Raw genomic sequence first — 18,391 nt, 5'->3', positions numbered from 1 at the left:
CCGCCATCATGCACGATAGCGCAATTTTCGATGTCATCGTCGTCGGCGGCGGACACGCCGGGACCGAGGCCGCCGCGGCGGCGGCTCGGCTCGGCGCGTCCGTCGCGCTCGTCAGTTTCGACCCCGCGCTGATCGGGACGATGTCGTGCAACCCGGCGATCGGCGGCCTCGGCAAGGGCCATCTAATGCGCGAGGTCGACGCGCTCGACGGCTGGATGGCGCGCGCGGCCGATAGCGCGGCGATCCATTACCGGATGCTCAACGCGTCGAAGGGCGCGGCGGTGCAGGGGCCGCGCATCCAGGCCGACCGCAAACTATATCGCGACGCGATCCAAACGCTGCTCGCGGCCGAGGAGAATATCGCCGTCGTCGCGGGCGAAGCGGCGGCGCTGCGGTTGTCGGATGACGGACGCGTCGAGGGTCTAGAGCTGGCCGATGGTTCGGTCCTGATCGCAAATGCGGTCGTGCTTGCAACCGGCACTTTTCTCGGCGGGAAATTGTTTCGCGGCGAAGAGCGAATGGAGGGTGGGCGCATTGGCGAAGCCGGCGCGCATCGGCTCGCCGAGCAATTGCGCGCCGCACATCTGCCGATGGCGCGGCTCAAGACGGGGACGCCACCGCGGCTCGACGGGCGGACGATCGACTGGGGGCGGCTAGAAGAGCAGGCGTCGGACAGCGCCGCGGGTGCGCGCTGGACCTGTTCCACGTGGAACAGCGAACGCACGGTGCCGCAGATTTTCTGTGCGATCACGCGCACCAACGCCGAAAGCCACGCAATCATCGCGGCGAATCTCGACCGCTCGCCTTTGTTCACCGGCGCGATCGGGGCGGCAGGGCCGCGCTATTGTCCGTCGATCGAGGACAAGATCCACCGCTTCGCCGACCGCGACGGGCATCAGGTGTTTCTCGAGCCCGAAGGCCTCGATAGCTTCCTCGTCTATCCGAACGGGATTTCGACCTCGCTCCCCGCCGACGTTCAACTCGCGATGCTGCGCACGATGGAGGGGCTCGAGACGGTCGAGATGGTCGTTCCGGGCTATGCGGTCGAATATGATCATATCGATCCGCGCGCGCTCGACCGGACGTTGCAGGTTCGCGCGATGCCGGGCGTGTGGTGTGCGGGGCAGATCAACGGCACGACGGGATATGAGGAAGCGGCGGCGCAGGGGCTGGTAGCGGGGGCGAATGCCGCGCTCGCCGCGCAGGGCCGCAACCCGCTGATCCTCGACCGGTCCGAATCCTACATCGGGGTGATGGTCGACGATCTGGTGCTGCAGGGGGTGACCGAGCCGTACCGGATGCTCACCGCGCGCGCCGAATATCGGCTGCGGCTGCGTGCCGACAACGCCGCGACGCGGCTGACCCCGAGGGGGATTGCACTGGGGCTCGTTGGCCCGGCGACGGCGGCGCAGTTTGCGGAGCGGCGGGCCGAACGGTCGCGGGCGGAAGCTCTGCTCGATGCGCCGGTGATGACCGCCGACTATGTCGCGATCGGATTGGCGCTGCCCGGCGACGGGATCGCGCGCAAGCGGATCGATCTGCTGCGCTATCCCGATATGACGATGGCGCGGCTCGCTGTGCTCGCGCCCGAACTCGTATCGATCGATCCGGCGATCCTTTCGGAAGTCGCCGAGGACGCACATTACGCGCCCTATATCGCGCGGCAGGACGCCGAGCTGCGGTCGCTCGCGGCGAACGAGGCGATACTGCTTGACCCGGCGCTCGATTATGCCGCGATCGGGGGACTGTCGCGCGAGATGGTCGAGCGGCTGACAAAGGCGCGGCCCGAGACGCTGGGGCAGGCGGCGCGGATCGACGGGGTGACGCCGGCGGCGCTGACCGCGATCATGGTGCATAGCCGCCGGCGGGCGGCGGCTTGAGACCATCAGGACGAGGTCGTTGAACCCCGCGGCGAGCCTGCTAGACCGGTTCTATGCAGACAGAAGAACCAGAAAAAGCTGACGAGGCAACGAGATCCAAGGCATCGGTTCGTGATCGCGCCGATGCGATTCGGGCGTTTCGCTGCAAGAATCTAATCGCCGTAATCGAAAGCCCTTCCGACATTCGGAACATAGGAACCGTCGTTCGCAATGCCAATGCGCTCGGTGTCGAGAAGGTCTATATCGTTGATCCACGTAAGTCGCTGCCCGACAATTGGCAGGATATGCGTTCGCGCAAATCGCTTTCCCAGACCTCTGTTTCGGCTGTGAAATGGACCTTCGTCAAACGCTTCGACAGCACGGAGGAGTGCTTAGATCATCTGGAAAAGCGGGGTTTCGTATCGATCGTTACATCGCCTCATGTCAAAGGAAAGCAGAGCCGCTACCTGCATGAGGGCGATTACAAGCAGCACGCGAAGCTTGCCGTGTGGTTCGGTAATGAAAAACGGGGCATCAGCGATCTTGCCGTCGAGCGCAGCGAGATGTGCGTCGCAATACCGATGTTCGGGATGATCGAAAGCCTAAACCTTGGGACCAGTTCCGGGATCGTTCTGTATGAAGTGGCGAAGCAAAGGCGGGAATATCAAAGCGAGTACCGACGTAGCCGATTTAAGGGGAAGCGTGGCATGCCTCTGCCTACGGTGATGCTGCTTACCGAAGACGATATATGACGAATGGACTCCTCAACAGCGAAGAAGGGTCTCGGTCTTGGCTCGAAGAGAAATTCGCACCGACCGGCGATCAATGGACGAAGATCGAACGCTTCGTCGGCATGCTTATCGCCGAAAACACACAGCAGAATCTGATTTCCGCGTCGACGATCCCGACGATCTGGGTGCGGCATATCGCCGACAGCGCGCAGCTGCTGTCGTTCGACACGCGCGAGGGCGAGGGGCTCTGGATCGACCTGGGGAGCGGGCCGGGGCTGCCGGGGCTGGTGGTCGCGATCCTGTCGGAGCGGCCGATGCTGCTCGTCGAATCGCGCAAGCGGCGGTGCGATTTTCTGCGGCACGTCGCAGCCGAGCTCGATCTGGCCCATGTCGAGGTCGCCGAGATGCCGCTTGAGCGCGTCGGAGCGCGGCCTGCGGCGACGATCAGCGCGCGGGCTTTCGCGCCGCTCGACAAGCTCATCACCTTATCCACCCGTTTTTCCACCGAATCGACGCGCTGGTTGCTGCCAAAGGGCCGAAACGCGGTTAAGGAACTGGCTTTGCTGCCCGAGGCATGGCAGAGAATGTTCCACGTGGAACAAAGCCGCACCGACGCCGACAGTCAGATATTGGTGGGTCAGGGGCGGATCGGCGCAAAACAGCGAGGAAAGCGATGATCCGCATTGCCGTGGCGAACCAGAAGGGCGGGGTCGGCAAGACGACGACGGCGATCAATCTGGCGACCGCGCTCGCGGCAACCGGCTGGCGCACGCTGATCATCGACCTCGATCCGCAGGGCAATGCCTCGACGGGGCTCGGGATCAAGCAGTCGCAACGCGAATATTCGAGTTACGAATTGCTGCGCGGCGACGCGACGGTCGCCGAATGCGCGATCGCGACCGCGGTGCCGCGGCTCGACATCGTCAGCGCGACGGTCGACCTGTCGGGCGCCGAGATCGAGCTGATCGAATTTCAGGACCGGCTCCACCGGCTCCAGCAAGCGCTGTCGGGCGCCGAAGCGGGGCAGTGGGACATCTGCCTGATCGATTGTCCGCCTTCGCTGGGGATGCTCACGCTCAACGCGCTGATCGCCGCCGAATCGCTGATCGTGCCGCTCCAGTGCGAATTTTTCGCGCTCGAGGGGCTGAGCCAGCTTCTGACCACGGTCGAGCGCGTGCGCGAGCGCTTCAACCAGAAATTGTCGATCCTCGGCGTCGCGCTGACCATGTTCGACCGGCGCAACCGGCTGACCGATCAAGTGTCCGACGATGTGCGCGAAGTGCTGGGCCCGGTGGTGTTCGACACGGTGATCCCGCGCAATGTGCGCCTGTCCGAAGCGCCGAGCCACGGCCTGCCGGCGCTGATCTACGATCATCGTTGCGCCGGGTCGGCGGCCTATATCGCGCTCGCGCGCGAGCTGATCGACCGGCTCCCCGAAATCCGCAAGGCGGCATAAATGGCTGATAATGAAAAAGAAAGTGGCGCAACGCCGATTCGCAAGCGTCCTTCGGGGCTGGGCCGCGGGCTGAACGCGCTGTTCGGCGACGCCGCGGTCGAGGCGCCGGTGCTCGCGACGCCGGGAAGCGCGGCGCGCGCGGCGCCGGTGGCGGGCGATGCGGTGCAGCATGTCCCCGTCGGCGCGATTCGGCCGCTGCCCGGGCAGCCGCGGCGCCATTTCGACGAGAATGCGATCGCCGAGCTCGCCGATTCGATCGGGCTGCGCGGACTGTTGCAGCCGATCATCGTCCGCCGGGCGCCGGATGGCGAGGGTTTCCAACTCGTTGCGGGCGAACGGCGCTGGCGCGCGGCGCAGCGCGCCGGGCTGCACCAGATTCCGGCGCTCGTGCGCGAGCTCGACGATGCCGCGACCTATGAGATCGCGCTGGTCGAGAATATCCAGCGCCAGGACCTCAATGCGATCGAAGAGGCGAGCGCCTATCGCCGGCTGATCGAGGATTTCGGTCATAATCAGGAAGCGCTGGCGAAGCTGGTCGGCAAGTCGCGCAGCCATGTCGCCAATTTGATGCGCCTGCTCGATCTGCCCCAAGCCGTGCAGGCGCTCGTCGGCGACGGATCGCTCGCGATGGGTCACGCGCGCGCGCTCATCGGTGCCGAAGACGCCGAAGCGATCGCGCGCCGCGTCGCGAAGGAAGGCCTGTCGGTGCGCGCGGTCGAGGCGCTGGTGCGCGCGGGCAAGGGCGGCGACGCGCCGCGCAAGGCGCCCGCCGATTCGGGCGCGATCGCGGCATCGGGGCGCGACCCCGACATCGTCGCGGTCGAACGCCATCTGTCCGAACTGCTCGGGATCGGGGTGGCGATTCAATATGCCGGCGAGGGCAAGGGCGCGCTGACGCTGAAATTCGCGTCGCTCGACCAGCTCGACATGATCTGCCAGCGGCTCTCGGGCGAGGGGATCTGATTCGCGCCATTGCGCGCGTTAAAATGTGCCGGATCGGGCCGCCGGCGCGGGGAAGGTGGTTCTCGACCCGCTCATGATTTTTCCGTAACTACTTGATTTATATATGATATATTGCGGTGCGCGGGCCAGTCCTTGTCGCGCTGTTAACCAAGCTTGCTGGCAAAGCCTGAAGAGGTCCCCGCCTAAACAGGGCGGTGAATGGTGTGGGATTTCCATTCGACTCTAGACCGAATTCAAGGGACCAAATCATATGCAATACCATGGAATGAAGCGCGCCCTGCTGGGCGCCGCGATTGCTGCCCTCGCGATAAACGCCCCGGCGGCGCAGGCGGCGACGGCCACGGGCACGGCGACGGCCAAGATTCTTCGCCAGATCACGCTCACCAAGACCAGCGACCTGCAATATGCGACGATCATCAGCGGCGCGACCGCGTCGACCGTCGCGGTGTCGACCGCGGGCGGGGTGACCTGCGGCGCGGGGCTGACCTGCACGGGCACGGCCGCCGCCGGCAGCTTCGACGTCGCGGGCACGAGCGGCGCGGTCGTGCTCGTCGGCGGCGATTCGAGCGTGACGCTCAACGGGTCGCTCGGCGGCTCCATGACGTCGACGCTGACCTATTCGGCGCCGAACATCACGCTGGGCGCCACCGGCGGCAGTTTTCAGGTCGGCGGCACGCTGAGCGTCGGTGCCAATCAGGCGTCGGGCGACTATTCGGGGACGTTCAACGTCACCGCCAACTATCAGTGAATTTGGGGGGAGCTGGCGGGCTTCGATCCGCCAGCCGTTTGAAATGGGCCGCCGGGCACGCGCCGGGCGGCCCCTTTTTTTGCGCGGTCGAGGGTGATGGTTAGCGAAATATCAACCATGTCGGCGCAAGCGGGGGGCGACCATCGGGACGGTGTGGGGCCGCTTCCCGGACGATTGTGGGGATCGTGACCAATGTTTCGCTTTCTGAAGGCCTTTGGCCTGTTCACCGCGGCCGCGCTCGGCGCCGCGGCTGCTCCCGTCCATGCGGCGGGCGACCTGCTCGTCGCGCCGACGCGCGTGATCCTCGACGGATCGCGCGGGACCGAGGTGGTGCTCAACAATATCGGCAGCGCGCCCGCGACCTATCGTATCAGCCTCGAGATCAAGCGGATGACCGCGGCGGGCGGGCTCGACGAGATCGTCGAGGAGAATGTCACCGCGGCCGAGCGCGCGGCGCTCGACATGATCGTCTTCAGCCCGCGGCGTGTGACCTTGCCGCCGAACCAGCCGCAGGTGGTGCGCGTCGGGGTGCGCGTGCCCGAAGGGACGCCGCCGGGCGAATATCGCGCGCATATGCTGTTTCGCGCGGTTCCCGACGCGGTGCCGGCGACGGCCGAAGCGAAGCCCGCGAGCACGGGGGTGTCGATCGCGCTGACGCCGATCTACGGGATCACGATCCCGGTGATCGTGCGCGTCGGCGACCTCGGCGCCGAGGCGGCGATTGGCGACGCGTGGGTGAGCGAGGGCGCCGACGGGCCGGCGTTCAATTTCGATCTTTCGCGGAGCGGAAACCGATCGGTCTATGGCGATATCGAGGTGACGCGGGCGGGGGTGGCCGAGCCGCTGCTCGTCGCGCGCGGGATCGCGGTTTATCCCGAGGTCGCCGCGCGCACGGTGTCGCTGCGCGTGCCCGGCGAGGTGGCGGCGAAGCTCAAGGGGCCGGTGCGCATCCGCTATTCGGAGGATCGCGAGATTGGCGGCGGCACGATCGACGAGGCCGAGCGGGTCGTGAAGTAGGAAGCGGAGGGACAGTTCAGGCGCGGCCGTGATGCGGTGGGGGCGCTTCATCGTCGCCGCGCTGGCGCTGGCGGGCCTCGCGCCCGCCAGCGCCGAAGCCGTTGATCGGATGCCGGTTTCCCCTTCCTCCGCGGTGTGGGCGCCGAACGCGGACGACAGCTGGCTGTTCGATGTGCGGTCGGGACAATATCGGCTCGGCGACGGGGTGCGCGGGTATCAGACGCCGCAGGGGATTTGCGTCGACCTGGCCGATGTCGTGCTCGCGCTCGATCTCGCGGTGCGGGTCGATCGGAAGTTGCGCCGCGCAACCGGCTGGGTGTTCGACGAGCGGCGCGGCCTGACGATCGACCGCGAGACGGGCGAGGTGCGCGCGGGGAGCCAGACATTTCGTCTCGCCGCGACGACGATTCGCGACACGGCGGCGGGCTGGTGCGTCGATTTGGACAGCTTGAACGCGTGGCTGGGGGTGCCGCTGACCGCCGATCTGTCGAACGCGGTGCTGCGCGTCGATGCCAAGGAAAAGCTGCCGTTCCAGCTCGCCGCCGAGCGGCGCGCGCGCGCGGCGTCGATCCGCCCGCGCGCGCAATTCGATCTTGCCACTCTGCCGCAGGCGGCGCGGCCTTACGCGGCGTGGGCAACGCCCTCGGTCGATGTCGTCGCGTCGGCCGGTGCGGTGTCGGACAAGCGCGGCGGATCCTATGTCCAGGCACGCTACGAGATTTTCGCGGCGGGCGAGCTGCTCGCGCAGAGCTTCGACGCGCGGCTGTCGTCGGACAATGAGGGCGTGCCCGACAGTCTGCGGATGCGGCTCTATCGCACCGACGCGCAAGGGCGGCTGCTCGGGCCGTTGAAGGCAACGCATTATGGCGTCGGCGACGTCAGCCTGCTGTCGACAGGAATCGTCGCGGCGTCGGCGCCGGGGCGCGGCGCGGTGCTGACCAATCGCCCGGTCGAGCGCCCCGACGCTTTCGACAAGACCGATTTTCGCGGCGATTTGCCGGCGGGATGGGACGCCGAACTTTATCGCAACGGCCAGCTGCTCGCGTTCACGAGCCCGAATGGCGACGGGCGTTACGAGTTTATCGACGTGCCACTGCAATATGGCGCGAACCGCTTCGAGATCGTGCTGTACGGACCGCAGGGGCAGGTGCGGCGCGAGATCAAGCAGGTGCAGGTGGGGCTCGATTCGATCCCGCCGCAGCAGACCTGGTATTGGGCGGGCTTCGCGCAGGAAAATGCCGACCTGATCGAATTCGGCGGCCGGCGCGGCGGCGCGTTCCGGCGCGGCTGGCGCGGGACGGCGGGGATCGAGCGCGGGCTCGACACGCGCACATCGGCTTCGGCCTATCTGCACAGCCTGTTGATCGAGAATGTCCGCCACAATTATGGCGAGGTCGCCTTGCGGCGCTCGATCGGACCGACCTTGCTCGAGGTCGGCGGCAGCTATGAACAGAAGGGCGGCGTCGCCGCGCGCGCGAGCTGGCTCGCGGCGTTCGGCGAGACTTATGTGCGCGCCGATGCGATGCGCGGCTGGGGCGGGTTCGTGTCGGACCGCTTATTGGGCAATATCAACGCGATATATTCGGTGTCGGTCGACCAGTCGGTGAAGCTCGGGCGGACGATATTGCCGCTGCACTTCGACGTGCGGCAGGTCGAGCGATGGTCGGGGGGCGACAGTGTCGAGGCGAGCGCGCGCGCGTCGGCGAGTTTCCGCGCGATGACCTTCACCGGCCAGCTCGACTGGAGCCGGACGAAAGCGCCCGCCGGTCCCGACCCGCCCGACAATCTGATCGCGAGCCTGCTGGCCAACGCCCGCATCGGGCGGGTGCGCGTCCGCGGCGAGGCGCGCTTTGCGCTGTCGGGCGGCAATAGCGACACGCGGATGGCCTTGATCGGCGAATGGGCGGGGAAGGGCGAGGCCGAATGGCGCGCCGAACTCGGTTATGACCGCGGGCTCGATCGCGCGCGCGCCGGGCTCGGTTATACGCGCCGATTCAACAAGTTGCAGTTGTCGGGTTTCGGCGAGGTTGCGAGCGATGGGTCGGTCGCGGCGTCGCTGGCGCTTGCATTCAGTTTCGGGCCGGGAAGCGACGGTGGCTGGCGCGTATCGAGCGAAAAGCTCGCGAGCCGCGGGCAGGTGATCGCCGATGTCTGGATGGACGAAAATGGCGACGGCGTCCGCCAGCCGGGCGAAGCGGCGCTGCCCGGCGTGCCGCTGACCGCGGGCAACGCCTTTGTCGATGCCGCCACCGACAAGGAGGGGCGCGGGACGATCGATGGACTCGAGCCCTTTCGTCCGGTGATGATCGGAATCGATGCGGGGAGCCTGCCCGATCCCTATGTCCAGCCCGCGCTGCCGGGGGTGGTGGTCGCGCCGCGGCCGGGGGTCGCGACGCGCGTCGCGCTGCCGATGGTCGCGGCGGGCGAGATCGAGGGGATATTCCGGCGCGACGGCGGCAATCCGGTCGAGGGGCTGCGCGTCGAACTGGTCGACGCCGAAGGGCGGGTGCGCGCGGCGACGCTGACCGAGTTCGACGGCTATTTTCTGTTCGAAGGCGTCGCTTACGGGCGTTACACGGTGCGGCTGGGTCCGGCGTCGGCGGCGGCGCTGCGGCTCGACAGCGGTTTCGCGATGAGTGCGGTTTCCGGCAAGGCGACGCCGCGCGTGCGGCTGGGGACGGTGGTGCTGAAGCCGCTGCGTAAGGTTGCGGCGGGCGGCGCGGCGCCGGGAATCAGCAGCGCGCGCGGCCCGCCGCGCGAGGGCGATGCAGAACCGTAACCGATCCGAAAAGCAGATAATTTGCTTGCCGCGCCCAGCCGCGAAAGAGATGAAGCACGGCGACGATGATCGCGACGACGTCGGTCCGTGAAAGGCATGATGTGCGAAAAGCGGCGTGGATAGCGGTGTCGATGGGTCTCCTGTTAGCGGCGGCGGGCCTTTTTGCGGCGCTCGTATCCGCCGTGCCGTCGCCGCGCAAGGAAGGCGGCAGCCGGCCTTCGATCGACCACAGCCCGCCCCAACGCACGCAGAACAGAGAGGTTTACTCGCCGATCATCGCAAAGGACCCCTATGTCGCCGATCAATGGGAAAAATCGATCCAGGCGCTGGAGGCGGCGTGCGCCCGACGCGGCGAATATTGTGATAAGGCCCGGCAAGCGCGCCGATCGGTAAACAGATAACGACGCCGCGCGGACGGCCGCGATCGCCGAGGACGTGGGCGGACTCGGGCGCCGCGATTGACTTCACCGCCGCTTCGGATGATATCGGCGGCAACGGGCCGACGCGGACGCCCGTTCAGGCGAGGGCTCGCCCAAGTTCCGTTCCCCCGCCGCGCTTCGCGGCGTCCGGAGCGTTGAGATGACCACCGACCTTGCCCCCGTCCCCCCGTCACAGCTCGGCCTGGCGGCGCTGTTCCTGAAATTCCTGCGTTTCGGTTTCCTCGCCTTTGGCGGCCCGGTCGCACAGATCGCGATGATCCGGCACGCGCTCGTCGAGGAGGAGCACTGGATCGAGCCGGCGCGCTTCAACCGGCTGCTCGCGGTGCTGCAGGTCCTGCCCGGGCCCGAGGCGCACGAGCTTTGCGTGCATCTGGGCATGGTCGCGCGCGGCCGGATCGGCGGGCTGCTCGCGGGGCTGGGGTTCATGCTGCCGGGGCTGGCGCTGATGCTCGTCGCGGGGTGGCTCTATGTCGGTTGGATTGCGGGCAAGGCCGGCTTGTCGGGGGTGCTGCTCGGCGTGCAGCTCGTCGTGCTCGCGATCATCCTGCGCGCCGTCGTCCGGATCGGCGAGCATATCGTCGAGGACCGGCTGCTCGCGCTGCTTGCGGCCACGAGCCTGCTCGCCACGCTGGCGGGGGTGCCTTTCTGGATTCCGCTCGTCGCCGGGGGGCTGGCCTATGCCGCTTCGCATCGCCCGGTCGCAGCGATCCTGGTCGTCATGGCCGCGGTTGGCGTGGCGGCGGCGCTTCGCCTGATCACCGGGTCGGCTCCGGCGGGGAATATAGCGGCGCCTGTGACGCTGACGGCCTTGTTCATCGCCGGGCTGAAAGGCGGGCTGCTAACCTTTGGCGGCGCCTATGCCGCGATCCCCTATGTTCGCGCCGATACGGTCGGGCGCGGCTGGATCGGCGACGGGACCTTCCTCGACGGCATCGCGCTCGCGGGGGTGCTTCCCGCGCCGCTGGTCATCTTCGCGACCTTCGTCGGCTATGTCGCGGGCGGCCCGGGGGGTGCGCTGGCGATCACCGCGGGTATGTTTCTGCCCGCTTTCGCCTTTTCGCTGATCCTGTTCGAGCGGCTCGAGGCGATCGTCGAGAATCCCGCGTTGCACCGGCTGCTGGCGGGCGTCGCCGCCGCGGTGGTCGGGATCATCGCCGCAACTTTCGTGCAGCTGGGGCAGGCGGTGGGCGCGCGGGTCGCGGAACCACTGTTCGCGCTGCTGCTCTTTGCGGCGGCGCTCGCGGTGGTGTGGCGTTTCAAGGCCGTTTGGGTCGCGCCGGCGGTTGTGGCGGGCGGCGCGGTTGCGGGCTGGTTGGGAATGACGGCTTAGGGGTGGAAAGCTGACATTCCCCTCCCTTTTAGGGAGGGGCGAGGGGTGGGTGCGCAAGCGCAGCGAGCCAGAAGGAAGAGTGCGGCCTTCGGCGGCTACCCACCCCCCCCCGGCCCCTCCCCAAAAGGGAGGGGAGAAGTAGGTCCGCTCCCGGCCGAAACCCGCCATCTCAGCTCAGCAGCGGCTCGAGCGCGTCCCATTCGCGGTCGACGGCGCGGCGGCCGGCGTCGATCGCGGCGCGGATCTTTGCGGGATCGAATTCGAGCGTTTCGGCGACTTCTTCCTCGGGCTCGATGATGCGGATCGGCGCGAAGCGATAGCGCGCGATCTGGACGTCGAGCGGGCGGAGGATGCGCGCCGCCTGCGCGCCGCCGATGTCCTCGCTCTGGAGCGCGCGGAGCTGCGCCTCGCGCGCGGCGATGAGGTCGTTGATCAACGCCGCGCCGGCGAGGTCGTTCGCCGACACCTCCGACTGGAGGATGTCGACCGCGCGCAGCCCGATCTTGATGAGGTTGGGGAAGGTGCGCACCGCGCCGGGCTGCGGCGCGGGCGAGGCGCGCACCGCGATCACGCCGCGCGGGTTCATGTCGAGCGCCGAGCTCAAGGGGGTGACGTCGCGCACGCCGCCATCGACCCATTGTTCCTCGGTCCCGTCGCCCGCGCGCGTCTTCAAGGGATCGAAAAAGAGCGGCATCGCGCAGCTCGCATAGACCCAATTGTGGATGCCGGGCACGCTTTCGTCGATCGTGCGATAGGTGCCGGTGCCGAGATTGACGACGCCGAGCAGGAGTTTGCGCCCGCTCGCGCGCAGTTTCGCTTCGTTCGCGAAGTTTTTGAGCAGGCGCTTCAAGGGTCCGGTGTCGTAGAGCGCGTCTTCGCCGAGCAACCCGCCGACGACGCCGAGCGGGCGCGATTTGTAGATCGAGCTGTTGCCGCGGATGCCGAGCCAGGCGTCGAGCAGCGCGGGGACATCGTTCTGTGCGACGCCCAAGGCCTGGATCGCGCCGGTCGAGACGCCGGCGACGATGTCGAGCTGCACCCCGCGATTGACGACGAGTTCGTGGACGACGCCGACCTGGAAGGCGCCCTTCGCGCCGCCGCCGCTCAATACGATTGCCAGACCGCCTGCCATGTGCGCCTCCTTGGCCCGTGCCAGCTTACCGCAGGTTCGCCCGCCGACCAAGCGCCGCGACAAGGGACGGCGAGAAAATCCGTATATTTTGAAATCCCTAGCGCGCTATTAACCGGTTTTTAGAGCGCCAAGCCTATGACGGATTGCGGGCTGGAACGGCCGGAGGGGGATACCGATGGCCGGAACGATAGCAAAAGCGCGGGAAGGCGGGCGCGCGCGTTCGTCCCTGTCCCCCGACCGGTTTGCGCTGATCCTGTGGTGCGGTTTTTTCGGTGCCAGCCTGTTCCTGAACCGCGATGCGATCGCTCATCTGAGCTTTTCCGATCCCGACAATGCGATGCGACTGGCGCAGGTCCGCGATCTGGTCGCCGGACAGAATTGGTTCGACACGACGCAGTACCGGACGAATCCGGGGGGCGGCGGCGGACCGACGCATTGGTCGCGCTTTATCGACGCGCCGATTGCCGGGTCGATCTGGCTTATTGGCCTTTTCGTCGAGGCCCGGACCGCCGAGCGCCTGGTGCTGGCGGCCTATCCGCCGCTGCTGGCGCTGCCCCTGCTGCTCGTCCTTTCGCGAATATTACAGATGCTGGGCGATCGCGCCTCGGTATTTTTCGGTCTTGCGATCGCGGCCACGACGATCAGCTATCTCCATCATTTCGCGCCGCTCAACATCGATCATCACAATTGGCAGATCCTGCTCTCGGTCACGCTATTGTGGCTCGCGTTGCGGCCGGCGACCATCGGCAACGGATTGCTGTCCGCCCTGATCGCCAGCATATATGTCGAGATTTCGCTAGAGGGCTTTCCGTTTCTGGGGTTTTTCTGGGCGCTTTTTGTGTTCGACTGGTTGCACGATCCGTCGAAGGCGGATCGGCTGCGCGGCTTTTCCGCGGGGATGATCCTGCTTCCCGCGTTGTGGTCGCTGCCGTTTCGCGGGCCCGCCTATCTCTCGAGCGTTTTTTGCGACAGTTTTTCGTTGCCCTATATTCTCGCCGCGGCGTTGGCCGGCACGATATTCGTGATCGCTATCTCGTTGCGCCCGGCCACGTCGCTGGCGCAGCGCCTGGGCGTCGTGCTGGTCGCGGGCATGGCGGCGGCGGCCGGATTCGCCCTGACGGGGCCGTCCTGTCTGGGCGGACCTTTCGGCGAACTGGAGCCGTTCGTGCGGACCTATTGGTACGATCCGATTTTCGAAGGGCGACCCTTGTGGGTGCAAACGCCGGCGAGAATGCTCGGCTATGCCATTCCGACCGTGGTGGGTGTCGCGGCGAGCCTGTGGGCGTGCGGCCAGGCGCGGGACCGCCCCGAAAGCGAAAACCGGGTGCGACTGGCGCTCGTCATATCGTTCGGCGCGATCATGGCCTGCCTGGTCGTGCGAACGATCGCGGTGGCGCACGCCTTCATGATTCCGGCCTTTGCCGCGCTCGCGGCCGCGCTGTGGCGCCGCGCCGATGCCCAGCCGAATTCGCTACGCCGGCTGGGCGGGGTTCTGCTGTTCATGCTTGCGATCCCGACGGTCGATATGGCGCTGGGCTTTCGATTGATGTCGTTGCAAGCCGGATCGCCCGCGGTGGCGAGCGCGGCGCCGACCTGTCTGGACCGGAGCACCATCGCGCTGGCCGACGAACCTCCGGCGCTGCTCTTTTCCGCCGTCAATATCGCGCCGACTTTGCTGGTGCGCACGCCGCATAGCGTGGTCACGACCGGCCATCACCGCAACCATGCGACACTCCACCGCGTCCTGTCGGCCTTTCTCGCCCCGCCGGCCCTTGCAAGGCCCTTGGTCAGCGAGAGCGGGGCGCAATATCTGGTATTCTGCGACGAAGAGCTTGCGCGGCTGGCCCCGGGCAATCCCGACGGACTGGCAGCCCGGCTGCTGGCGCGGGATCGGATCGATTGGCTGAAACCCGAAACCCGGCTCTCGTCGGGCAGCTTCCATGTCTATCGCATCCTCCGTCCCGATAGAGAAAGCGCGCGATCAACGGGAAATCCCGCACGGTATTAACCAGTTCTTAGCCATGTTTCCTCCATGGCGAGACCCAGCGAGTTATCTGTGTGGGGGAATATTCACGTGACTAACGCCCAAATGTCGAAAAATCGTCCGACGAGCGCCGACGTCGCCATCATCGGCGCGGGTCCGGCGGGCCTGACCGCGGCCTATCTGCTGACGCAGCAGGGCTATAGCGTGACCGTGATCGAGAAGGATCCGGTTTACGTTGGCGGGATCAGCCGGACGGTCGAGCATGAGGGCTTTCGTTTCGACATTGGCGGGCACCGCTTCTTTTCGAAGAGCCGCGAAGTCGTCGAGCTGTGGAACGAGATTTTGCCCGACGATTTCATCGAGCGGCCGCGAATGAGCCGCATCTATTATGAGGGCAAATTCTATTCCTATCCGTTGCGCGCGTTCGAGGCGCTGTGGAACCTCGGCGTCGTGCGGTCGACCTTGTGCATGGTGAGCTATGCCAAGGCGAAGCTGCTGCCGAAGAAGAAGGTGCGCAGTTTCGAGGACTGGACGATCAACCAGTTCGGGCAGAAGCTCTATTCGATCTTTTTCAAGACCTATACCGAGAAGGTGTGGGGCATGCCGTGCGACGAAATGTCGGCCGACTGGGCGGCGCAGCGCATCAAGGGGCTGAGCCTCGGCGGCGCCGTGATCGACGGGCTGAAACGCAGCCTCGGGCTCAACAAAAAGCCCAACGACGGCATGGCGACCAAGACCCTGCTCGAAACCTTCCGCTATCCGCGGCTCGGCCCGGGCATGATGTGGGAGGCGGCGCGCGACAAGGTCGTCGCGGGCGGTAACCATGTGCTGATGGGCCACAGCTTCAAGCAGCTGACGCAGGACCAGAAGACGGGGCGCTGGCGGATGACCGCGAGCGGGCCCGACGGCGATGTCGTGATCGATGCGGGCCATGTGATCAGCTCGGCGCCGATGCGCGAGCTCGCGGCGCGAATCCATCCGCTGCCCGCGTGCGCGCTCAGCGCCGCGCCGAAGCTCAATTATCGCGACTTTCTGACCGTCGCGCTCAAGATCCGCTCGGAGGATCTGTTTCCCGACAACTGGATCTATATCCACGACAGCAAGGTGCAGGTCGGCCGGGTGCAGAATTTCCGCAGCTGGTCGCCCGAAATGGTGCCCGATCCGGCGATCGCGTGCGTGGGCCTTGAATATTTCTGCTTCGAGGGCGACGGGCTCTGGTCGTCGAGCGACGAGCGCCTCATCGCGCTGGCGACGAAGGAAATGGAAATCCTGGGGCTTTGCGATCCCGAAGATGTCGTCGGCGGCGCGGTCGTGCGGCAGGAAAAGGCCTATCCCGTCTATGACGATGATTATGCCGCGCATGTCGAGACGATGCGCAGCGAACTCGAGGCGCGTTATCCGACGCTGCACATGGTCGGGCGCAACGGCATGCACCGCTATAACAACCAGGATCATGCGATGATGACCGCGATGCTGACGGTGCGCAACATCGCCGCGGGCGAGAAACTCTATGATATCTGGGGCGTCAACGAGGACGCCGAATATCATGAAAGCGGCACCGAGGGCGAACAGGCCGCGCTGGCGTCGGTCCGCGAGGTGCCGGCGCGCGTCGCGAAGGCCGCCTGAGCATCGGGCCGGGGGGACGCGCGATGCAACCTATTGCCAAATTGATCGCGTCGGTGCGGCGCGGCGAGATCCGCTGGCTGAACTATCTGCTCGCGAGCGGGCTCGCGCTCGGCAGCGACGCGGGGCTGTTCCTGCTGCTGCTCGACGCCGGGATGGCGCCGGTAACGGCGTCGGCGACCGGCTATTGCGCGGGCATCCTCGTCCATTGGGTCATTTCGAGCCGGCTCGTCTTCGCCGACGGTGCCGCAGCGCGCGGCACGGGTGAACGGCATCGGCAGAAACTGCTTTTCGTCGGCTCGGCGCTCGTCGGCCTCGCGGTCACGACCGCGATCGTCGGCGGTGGCAGCGCGCTGGGGCTCGACCCCCGGCTCGCCAAGCTCGCGGCAATCGTCGTGAGTTTCCAGACGACCTATCTGCTGCGCCGCCATATCGTGTTCCGGGCGGCCGCGGCGTGAGCGAGGCGCCGTCCGCTTCAAATCCGGGCGGCATCCATCTCGGCCCCTGGTTCACGCCCGCCCGCATCGCGCTGATCGTGTGGGGCTTGATGAGCCTGATCGCGGTCGTCGCCAAATGGCAGGCGATCGGGGCGCTCGACCTTTCCGATACCGACGATGCGATGCGCATGGCGCAGGTGCGCGATCTGCTCGCGGGGCAAGGCTGGTGGGATCTGGCGCAGTATCGCGTCAATCCGGCCGGGGGCGGGGTGCTGATGCACTGGTCGCGCCTCGTCGATGCGCCGCTTGCGGCGGGCATATTGCTGCTGAAGCCCTTGTTCGGGCAGACGATGGCCGAGCGGATCGTGATGGCGCTGTGGCCGCCGCTGCTCGGTGCGGCGCTCAGCGTCGCCTGCGCGCTCGGCTACCGCAACCTGTCGGACCGCCGAATCGCTTATGTGGTGCCGTTGTTCCTGATCATGTCGGGCTATATCCTCGTCCAGTTCCGGCCGCTGCGCATCGACCATCATGGCTGGCAGATATTCCTCGCGATGCTCGTTATGGCGCAGGCGCTGCGCCCGGCATCGTGGCAGGCGGGGCTGCTCGGCGGGCTGTTCGCGGCGGCGCTGCTTGCGGTGTCGATCGAGGGGCTGCCCGTCGTGGCGCTGTTCGCGGGGCTTGCCGCCTTGCGCTGGGCGCTCGATGGCCGGAGCGAGGATCGCGCTAGGCTGTGCGGCTATATGGGCGCGCTCGCGGGCGGGGCGATCCTGCTCCAGTTCGTGACGCGCGGTCCGGTGGGCCTTGTCGGAAGCTGGTGCGATTCGCTTTCGGCGCCCTATATGGCGGCGTTTGTCGCGGCGGCGGCTGTGAGTTTTGCCGCGGCGCGGGCGAATCCCGGCGTGGCTTGGGTCCGCTTCGCTTTGCTCGCGCTGGCGGGTATCGCGGCGGCCGCCGCGCTGGTCGGGACCGAACCGCAATGCGCGAACGGGCCCTTCGCCGCGCTCGACCCGATCGTCGTGCAATATTGGTATCGCAACGTCCTCGAAGGCCAGCCGTTGTGGGTCGCGAAGCCGCACGACATGATCCATGTGCTCGTGCCGTCGATCGTCGGCCTCGCGGGGGCGGTTTTCGCCTGGCGCGATTGCACCGATGCGGCGGATCGCAGGAATTGGGCGACGGTCATCGTCGCGCTCGCCGGCGCGGCGGCGCTGTCGCTGCTCGTCTTCCGCACCGTGTCGACCGCGCATCTCTTCGCCTTGCCGGGCTGCTCCTGGCTCGGGCTGCGCGCCTGGACGTGGGCGCGGACGATTTCGTCGGCGCTGCCGCGCATCCTCGCCTCGGCGATGGCGGCCCTGACGCTGCCGCTGCTCGGCAGCATGGTGGTCGCCGCAGTGCTGACGCCGGTAGTCCCCGCGCTCAAGGATGAGGAGGAACGCGCAACCGCAGAGAAGGCCGAAGCCAACGCCTATAAGGCGAACTGCCTCGACCCCGCGGCGATCGCCGATCTCAATCATCTGCGAGCGACGACGCTGCTGACGCCGATCGACCTCGGCGCGCCGCTGATATTCTGGACGCGGCACAGCCTCGTCGCGACGCCGCATCACCGCAACAGCCAGGCGATGGCCGACACGATCCGCGCCTTCGCGGGCGATCCGGCCAAGGCCGAAGTACTGGTGCGGCAGCAGCAGGCGACGCTGATCGTCTTTTGCCGCACGGCGAACGACTTCACCAAATATCGCCGCGCGCGGAAGGATTCGCTGGGGGCGCGGCTCTATGCGGAGACGCCGCCGGCGTGGCTCGAAGCGGTGCCGATCGGCTCGCGCGCGGGGCTGTCGGTGTGGCGGGTGAAGGCCCCGAAGCATGATCATCTTTGAAAGGGTGGTGTGTCCCCG

Annotated in this window: 15 protein-coding genes; 14 read left to right on the top strand and 1 reads right to left on the bottom strand. The window is 66.9% G+C overall.

What is annotated here, in order from left to right; genetic code table 11:
- The first annotated feature begins 8 nt into the window (after positions 1 to 8).
- From mnmG to chrA, 10 genes are all read left to right on the top strand, one after another.
- Positions 9 to 1,880 (top strand): tRNA uridine-5-carboxymethylaminomethyl(34) synthesis enzyme MnmG, encoded by a 1,872-nt coding sequence (mnmG, locus tag VFG17_RS02010; RefSeq protein ID WP_325027808.1) that lies wholly within the window; start codon positions 9 to 11, stop codon positions 1,878 to 1,880.
- Positions 1,881 to 1,933: 53 nt separating this feature from the next.
- Positions 1,934 to 2,611 carry an RNA methyltransferase gene (locus VFG17_RS02005; protein ID WP_325027807.1) on the top strand — a complete coding sequence of 226 codons (678 nt, stop codon included), beginning with the start codon at positions 1,934 to 1,936 and terminating at the stop codon, positions 2,609 to 2,611.
- Complete coding sequence (gene rsmG / locus VFG17_RS02000; protein ID WP_325027806.1) at positions 2,608 to 3,267, top strand: 16S rRNA (guanine(527)-N(7))-methyltransferase RsmG; 660 nt, start codon at positions 2,608 to 2,610, stop codon at positions 3,265 to 3,267. Before VFG17_RS02005 ends, rsmG begins: the two co-directional genes overlap by 4 nt.
- Positions 3,264 to 4,046, top strand: a complete 783-nt coding sequence (locus VFG17_RS01995) for an AAA family ATPase (protein WP_325027805.1) — start codon at positions 3,264 to 3,266, stop codon at positions 4,044 to 4,046. Before rsmG ends, VFG17_RS01995 begins: the two co-directional genes overlap by 4 nt.
- Positions 4,047 to 5,009, top strand: a complete 963-nt coding sequence (locus VFG17_RS01990; RefSeq protein ID WP_325027804.1) for a ParB/RepB/Spo0J family partition protein — start codon at positions 4,047 to 4,049, stop codon at positions 5,007 to 5,009.
- 250 nt (positions 5,010 to 5,259) lie between these two features.
- Positions 5,260 to 5,757: a DUF4402 domain-containing protein gene (locus VFG17_RS01985; RefSeq protein ID WP_325027803.1), complete on the top strand. Its 498-nt coding sequence runs from the start codon at positions 5,260 to 5,262 to the stop codon at positions 5,755 to 5,757.
- Positions 5,758 to 5,949: 192 nt separating this feature from the next.
- The gene (locus VFG17_RS01980) at positions 5,950 to 6,774 is read left to right on the top strand and encodes a molecular chaperone (RefSeq protein ID WP_325027802.1); all 825 of its coding nucleotides are present in this window, start codon (positions 5,950 to 5,952) and stop codon (positions 6,772 to 6,774) included.
- Between the two features lie 31 nt (positions 6,775 to 6,805).
- Positions 6,806 to 9,553 carry a carboxypeptidase regulatory-like domain-containing protein gene (locus VFG17_RS01975; RefSeq protein WP_325027801.1) on the top strand — a complete coding sequence of 916 codons (2,748 nt, stop codon included), beginning with the start codon at positions 6,806 to 6,808 and terminating at the stop codon, positions 9,551 to 9,553.
- Positions 9,554 to 9,618: 65 nt separating this feature from the next.
- Positions 9,619 to 9,954, top strand: coding sequence for a hypothetical protein (locus tag VFG17_RS01970; protein ID WP_325027800.1), 336 nt, complete (start codon positions 9,619 to 9,621; stop codon positions 9,952 to 9,954).
- Between the two features lie 178 nt (positions 9,955 to 10,132).
- A complete protein-coding gene (gene chrA / locus VFG17_RS01965; protein WP_325027799.1) occupies positions 10,133 to 11,323 on the top strand; it encodes a chromate efflux transporter in 1,191 nt (396 codons plus the stop codon).
- 169 nt (positions 11,324 to 11,492) lie between these two features.
- Here the strand turns inward: chrA and VFG17_RS01960 are convergent, their stop codons facing one another.
- The gene (locus VFG17_RS01960; protein ID WP_325027798.1) at positions 11,493 to 12,455 is read right to left on the bottom strand and encodes a patatin-like phospholipase family protein; all 963 of its coding nucleotides are present in this window, start codon (positions 12,453 to 12,455) and stop codon (positions 11,493 to 11,495) included.
- Between the two features lie 175 nt (positions 12,456 to 12,630).
- On the opposite strand from VFG17_RS01960, the gene VFG17_RS01955 reads away from it, so the two are divergent.
- The 4 genes from VFG17_RS01955 (at position 12,631) to VFG17_RS01940 (ending at position 18,373) form a co-directional block, all read left to right on the top strand.
- On the top strand, positions 12,631 to 14,463 hold the full coding sequence (locus tag VFG17_RS01955) for a hypothetical protein (RefSeq protein WP_325027797.1): 1,833 nt from the start codon (positions 12,631 to 12,633) through the stop codon (positions 14,461 to 14,463).
- 81 nt (positions 14,464 to 14,544) lie between these two features.
- Entirely contained in the window at positions 14,545 to 16,065 is a 1,521-nt protein-coding gene (locus VFG17_RS01950; protein ID WP_325028290.1) for an NAD(P)/FAD-dependent oxidoreductase, read from the top strand.
- A 23-nt stretch (positions 16,066 to 16,088) separates the two neighbouring features.
- Positions 16,089 to 16,520, top strand: a complete 432-nt coding sequence (locus VFG17_RS01945; RefSeq protein WP_325027796.1) for a GtrA family protein — start codon at positions 16,089 to 16,091, stop codon at positions 16,518 to 16,520.
- Complete coding sequence (locus tag VFG17_RS01940; RefSeq protein ID WP_325027794.1) at positions 16,517 to 18,373, top strand: hypothetical protein; 1,857 nt, start codon at positions 16,517 to 16,519, stop codon at positions 18,371 to 18,373. The genes VFG17_RS01945 and VFG17_RS01940 overlap by 4 nt, the downstream gene beginning before the upstream one ends.
- Positions 18,374 to 18,391: the final 18 nt, after the last annotated feature.

Origin of the sequence: Sphingopyxis sp. (assembly GCF_035686825.1) — a bacterium.
Taxonomy (GTDB): domain Bacteria; phylum Pseudomonadota; class Alphaproteobacteria; order Sphingomonadales; family Sphingomonadaceae; genus Sphingopyxis.
Note: the sequence above shows the minus strand (reverse complement) of the source record. Positions and strands in the feature narration are given on the sequence as shown.